Source organism: Arthrobacter sp. I3, from assembly GCF_000520575.1.
Lineage (GTDB): Bacteria > Actinomycetota > Actinomycetes > Actinomycetales > Micrococcaceae > Arthrobacter > Arthrobacter humicola_A.
In genome coordinates, this window is record NZ_AZSB01000538.1 from 1 (window position 1) to 5,933 (window position 5,933).

Annotated in this window: 4 protein-coding genes and 1 pseudogene; all 5 read left to right on the top strand. The window is 68.8% G+C overall.

The genetic code is table 11. The features are described 5' to 3' along the window. A pseudogene (locus tag Y706_RS29080) lies at positions 1–294 on the top strand (2-polyprenyl-6-methoxyphenol hydroxylase); the annotation flags it as partial. After that, a complete protein-coding gene (locus Y706_RS0102390) occupies positions 287–2,323 on the top strand; it encodes an acetate--CoA ligase family protein (RefSeq protein WP_028275319.1) in 2,037 nt (678 codons plus the stop codon). The pseudogene Y706_RS29080 and the gene Y706_RS0102390, both read left to right, overlap by 8 nt. Continuing rightward, complete coding sequence (locus Y706_RS0102395) at positions 2,320–3,990, top strand: (2,3-dihydroxybenzoyl)adenylate synthase (RefSeq protein WP_028275320.1); 1,671 nt, start codon at positions 2,320–2,322, stop codon at positions 3,988–3,990. The genes Y706_RS0102390 and Y706_RS0102395 overlap by 4 nt, the downstream gene beginning before the upstream one ends. 26 nt (positions 3,991–4,016) lie before the next feature. Then, positions 4,017–5,111, top strand: coding sequence for a cupin domain-containing protein (locus Y706_RS0102400; RefSeq protein WP_028275321.1), 1,095 nt, complete (start codon positions 4,017–4,019; stop codon positions 5,109–5,111). Then, positions 5,112–5,933, top strand: coding sequence for a fumarylacetoacetate hydrolase family protein (locus Y706_RS0102405; RefSeq protein WP_028275322.1), 822 nt, complete (start codon positions 5,112–5,114; stop codon positions 5,931–5,933).

The window sequence follows — 5,933 nt, forward strand, 5'->3', positions numbered from 1 at the left end:
TTGGTCACCGACCCCGCCGACGCCGGCGCCGACACCGGTCTGCTGCTCACCGCACCGGACACCGAGGAGGGCCTCGCGGCCTGCTTTGAGCAGCTGCCGGCCCGGGCCGCAGCCATCATCATCCAGGGCGGCAACCCCTTCACCCGTACCCTGCTCTCCGAGGAGGCCCGGCTCGGCCGCGGTCTGAGAAGCGTCATCGTGGACGACCGCGGCCCCATCTCTGCTCTCACCCAGATCCTTTCCGGCCGCGCAGACGCCGTCGCCACCGCCACTCCGGAGGCAACCGATGCATAGCCTGACCCCGCTCTTCGCGCCCCGCGGCATCATCGTCGTCGGCGCCTCCTCCAGCCCCGAGAAGCTCGGCGCCGTCATGGCCCAGTCACTCTCCAACTACCCGGCCCCCGTAGAACTGGTGAACAGCCGCGGCGAGAACGGCATGCACACCAGCATCGCCGCGGCCGCCGCCGCCATCCCCGGCGGCCCGGACCTGGCCGTGCTCTGCGTGCCGGCTGCCGCCACCGCCCAGGCGCTTCGCGACAGTGCGGCCAACGGCGCCGGGGCCGCCCTGGTCTGCGCCGGCGGTTTCGCCGAAGCCGGCGGCCCCGGCATCGAATTCGCGCGCCAGGTCGAGGCAGCCGTCCGGGACACCGGAATCCGGCTGCTCGGCCCGAACACCTCCGGCTTCTTCGTCCCGCACCGTAACCTGCGCGCCAGCTTCGTCCCCGGGGTGGCGGAGCTGGAGCCCGGCTCCGTGGCCGTGGTCGCCGCCAGCGGCGGAGTCAACCACGTGCTGGCGTTCCACCTGCAGCGTGCCGGGGTGGGCGTCAGCCTCGCCGTCGGCATCGGCGCGGGCACGGACATCACCGCACCCGATGTCCTGGACTACCTGATCTCCGATCCGCAAACCAAGGCGGTGGCCCTGCACCTGGAAACGGTCAGCGACGGCCCGGCCCTCGTCGACGCCGTCTCCCGCCTGAGTGCCGTCAAGCCGGTGGTCGCCCTGGTGGTCGGCCGGAATGACGTGTCCGAGTTTGCCCAGTCCCACACCGGGGCATTGGCCACGTCCTGGCGCACCACCCGCGCGGTCCTCAAGCAGGCCGGCGCGGTGCTCGTGGACGACGAGAACCAGCTGGTTGCCGCCGTCACCGCCCTGGCCGGACGCCGGCTGGCACCCGCCGCCGACCCCGGCGTCGGGCTCATCACCGGCCAGGCCGGCCCGGGCCTGCTGATCGCCGATGCCCTGCACGGCGCCGGGGTGGCGCTGCCGCGCCTGGCCCAGGCGAGCCAGGACACCATCGGTGCGCTGCTGCCGCCGCTGACCTTCCAGGCCAACCCCGTGGACACCGGCCGCCCCGGCCCCGGCCACGAGAAGATCGTGGCGGCCGTCGCCGCCGACCCGGCCATCGACGTTGTCGCAGTCTACGGACTGACCGAACCTGTCGCCGACCTTCCGCAGTCGGTCGCAGCTTCCGGCGCCGCCGGCTCGCTGCCGGTCCTGATCGGCGTGGACGGCCCCGACGGCGACCTTGAACGCGCGAAAAAATCCGCGCAACAGCAGGGGCTGCCGCTGATCTGCGGACCCACATCCCTCGCCCATGGCATTACTGCCCTGGTCCACGACGCCCGAGGGCAGTTCCAGCGCGGCCAGGCCCCCGCCGGCGCCTTCACCTGGCCGGATCTGGAGGGGCCCTGGGATGAAAACCGTTCCAAGGAACTCCTCGGCGCCCTCGGCATCGCCACCCCGGCGCGGCGCCGCTGCAGCACCCGGGCGGCGGCCCACGAGGCCCTGACCGAACTGGGCGGGCCTGTTGCCGTTAAGTTGCTCGACGCCGCCGTCCTGCACAAAACCGAGATCGGTGGTGTGCACCTCGGGGTGGACTCCCCCGCGGCGATGGACCGGGCTCTGGATGGACTCGAAGCCGGCGGGGCCCGCGAATTCCTTATCGAAGCGATGGCCGCCCCCGGCGTCGACCTGGTCGTCGGGGCCCGCCGCGACCCGGTCTTCGGACCGATCATCGTCCTGGGCCTGGGCGGCACCGCCGCCGAGGTCTTTGCCGATATTTCCATCCGCTCGGCACCGCTGGCTGTCCGCGCGGCCGAAGGCATGCCCGGCGAGCTCCAGGCCCGCGAACTGATGTACGGCTTCCGCTCCGGGCCGACGCTGGACCCCGCCGAGCTGGCCGGGCTGCTGGTCAGGCTTGGAGATGCCCTCGTTTCCAATGACGGAATCGCGGAGATCGAAATCAACCCCCTGCGCCTGACCCACGACGGGCTCGTCGCGCTGGATGCCGTAGTGATCAATGTCGAGCAGGACATTCAATGACCACCCACACCAGTGAAGGTACCGTCCCCTGGCCCGCAGATCTTGCAGCCCGGTTCCGCCGCGAGGGTTATTGGGACGACCGCCCGCTGGGCGCCTACCTTCTCGACACGGCCGACCGGCTGCCGGATAAGTCCGCGGTCGTGGACGGGGATGTGCGGCTGAGCTACGCGGAGCTGGCTGACAGGGTCGATGCCGCCGCCGAACGCCTGCTGCAGTTGGGGCTGAAAGCCGATGACCGCATCATGGTCCAGTTGCCCAACGGCTGGCAGTTCACGGTGCTGACCCTGGCCTGTTTCCGGGCCGGGATCATTCCCGTGATGGCGCTGCCGGCACACCGGCGATACGAACTGTCCTTCCTCACCGAGCTCTCCGAATCGCGGGCCATCGCCGTACCGGACGTCATCAAGGACTTTGACCACCAGGCCCTGGCCGAAGGACTGGCCTCAACCATTCCGTCCCTGGAGCACATCCTCGTTTCGGGAGCCGTGAACCCCGCCAACACACGCCTCGAGGACATCCTTGCCCCCGGAGCGGACGTGCCAGGGGCCCGTGCCAGGCTGGACGCTGCGGCGCCGGCAGCTGATTCCCCGGCGTTGTTCCTGCTCTCCGGCGGCACCACCGGGCTGCCCAAGCTCATTGTCCGGACCCATAACGACTACGCCTACAACATCAAGGCCACGTCAGCCGCCACCGCAGTCACCGAGGACACCGTCTACCTGGGAACCCTGCCGGCCAGCCACAACTTCCCGCTGGCCTGTCCCGGCATCCTCGGCATCCTGTTCGCCGGCGGCCGGGCCGTTATGCTCCCAAGCCCCGAGCCGCGCAAGGCATTCGCCACCATTGAACGGGAAAGGGTCACCCTGTCCACGGCCGTCCCCGCGGTGGCCCAGCGCTGGGTCGAGTACCAGCAGGAAACCGGGTCTGACCAGCTGGCCAGCCTAGAGGTACTCCAGGTCGGAGGCTCACGTCTCCCCGACGAAATCGCACAGAAGGTGAAGCCGGTTCTGGGCGCCACCCTGCAGCAGGTCTTCGGCATGGCGGAGGGTCTCATCAACACCACACGGCTGGACGATCCCGAAGAGGTCATCTGCACCACGCAGGGCCGCCCGGTCTCCGAGGCCGACGAGGTCCGGATCGTCGATGAGGCCGGCGAGGACCTTCCGGACGGGATCCCGGGATCCATCCTGACCCGCGGCCCCTACACTCCCCGCGGCTACTACCGCGCCCCGGAAGCCAACGCCCGTGCCTTCACCCCCGACGGCTGGTACGCCAGCGGGGACATCGTCGAGCGGCGCCCGGACGGAAACCTGATCGTCAAGGGACGCGATAAGGACATGATCAACCGGGGCGGAGAGAAAATCTCGGCCGAGGAAATCGAAAGCCTCATCTACCGGATCGAGGACGTGACCATGGCCGCGGCAGTTTCAATGCCGGACCCGATGCTCGGTGAACGCCTGTGCCTCTACATCACGGTCAAGCCCGGACGCGACGTGACCCTCGAGCAAATCCAGGAGATGCTGCGGGAGACCGGGGTGGCCGCGTTCAAGATCCCGGAACACCTCGTGGTCCTCGATGAACTGCCCACCACCAAGGTGGGCAAGATCAACAAGAAGGACCTGCGCGCCGACATCGCCGAACGCCTGGCCGCCGATATCCAGGCCCACTAGGGATACCCCCAAACGAAGGAAACAGCATGACCGAGAACCAGATGATCGCTGCGGAGCCGACGCCGGAGGAGGCTGCCCAGCTGGAGCAGTTGTACCAGGATTTTGAGTCCGAGAACCTGATACCGCTGTGGACCGAGATCGCGGACCTCATGCCGATGGTCCCCTCCCCCAAGGCGGTCCCCCACGTCTGGCGGTGGAGCGACCTGTACCCGCTGGCCGCCCGTGCCGGCGATCTGGTGCCCGTGGGCCGGGGCGGGGAACGCCGGGCGATTGCGCTGGCGAATCCGGGCCTGGGTAAGACCCCGTACGCCACCCCCACGCTGTGGGCCGCGATCCAGTACCTCGGGGCCCGCGAGACCGCCCCGGAGCACCGCCACTCGCAGAATGCGTTCCGCTTCGTCGTCGAGGGCGAAGGCGTCTGGACTGTGGTGAACGGCGACCCGGTGCGGATGTCCCGCGGCGACTTCCTGCTGACCCCGGGCTGGAACTTCCACGGCCACCACAACGACACCGATGAGCCGATGGCCTGGATCGACGGCCTGGACATCCCGTTCGTGCACTACGCCGACGCCGGCTTCTTCGAGTTCGGCACCGAGCGCGTCACCGATGAGGCCACCCCGGACATCTCCCGTTCCGAGCGGCTCTGGGCCCACCCGGGCCTGCGTCCGCTCTCCGGCCTGGATGACACCACCAGCTCCCCCATCGCGGCCTACCGCTGGGAGTACACGGACCGCGCACTGGCCGAGCAGCTGCTGCTGGAAGACGAGGGCCACCCGGCCACCGTGTCCCAGGGCCACGCCGCCGTCCGCTACACCAACCCCACCACCGGCGGGGACGTCATGCCCACCATCCGGGCCGAGTTCCACCGCCTTCGCGCCGGTGCCGCCACCGAGACAGTCCGCGAGGTCGGCTCCAGCGTCTGGCAGGTCTTCGAAGGGTCCGGCTCCGTGGTCCTGAACGGCGAAACCAGGAACCTCGCGAAGGGCGACCTCTTCGTCGTCCCGTCCTGGCAGGAATGGTCGCTTCAGGCGGGGACCGGATTCGATCTCTTCCGGTTCAGTGACGCCCCCATTTTCGAACGGCTGAACTTCAACCGCACCTACATCGAAGGACGCAAGTAAATGAGACTCCTCACCCTCCGCACCTCTGCCGGCACCAAGGCTGTCCGCCAGGACGGCGACACCCTGACCGAGATCGAAGGCTTCGCCAACGTCGGGGAACTGCTCAACACCGCTGGCTGGGAAGCGACGGCGAAGGCAGCCAACGGCGCCACCCACCCGCTCGAGGGTGCTGACCTGGACGCCGTCGTCCCGTTCCCGGGCAAGATCATCTGCGTCGGGCACAACTACCGCAACCACATCAAGGAAATGGGCCGGGAAGTCCCGGAGTTCCCCACCCTGTTCGCCAAGTACGCCGAATCCCTGATTGGCCCGAACGATGACCTGGCCCTGCCGCAGGAATCGGACGCGGTCGACTGGGAATCCGAACTCGCCGTCGTGATCGGCAAGAAGGGCCGCCGGATTTCCGAAGCCGACGCCGCGGACCACATCGCCGGATACGCCGTCCTGAACGACGTGTCCATGCGCGACTACCAGTTCCGCACCATCCAGTGGCTGCAGGGCAAGACCTGGGAGAAGTCCACCCCGTTCGGCCCGGCCCTGGTCACCAAGGACGAGTTCAACGGCGGCCTGATGACCACCGCTGTCGACGGCGAGATCCAGCAGCAGACCCCGACGAACGACGTTGTCTTCACCCCGGAATTCCTGGTTTCCTACATCTCCACGATCATCACGCTGAACCCCGGCGACGTCATCGCCACCGGCACCCCCGGCGGCGTCGGCCACGCGCAGGACCCGAAGCGCTATCTCCAGGAAGGCCAGATCCTGGTCACCACCATCGAGGGCCTCGGAGAACTGAAGAACCGCGTGGTCAAGGAAGCCTGA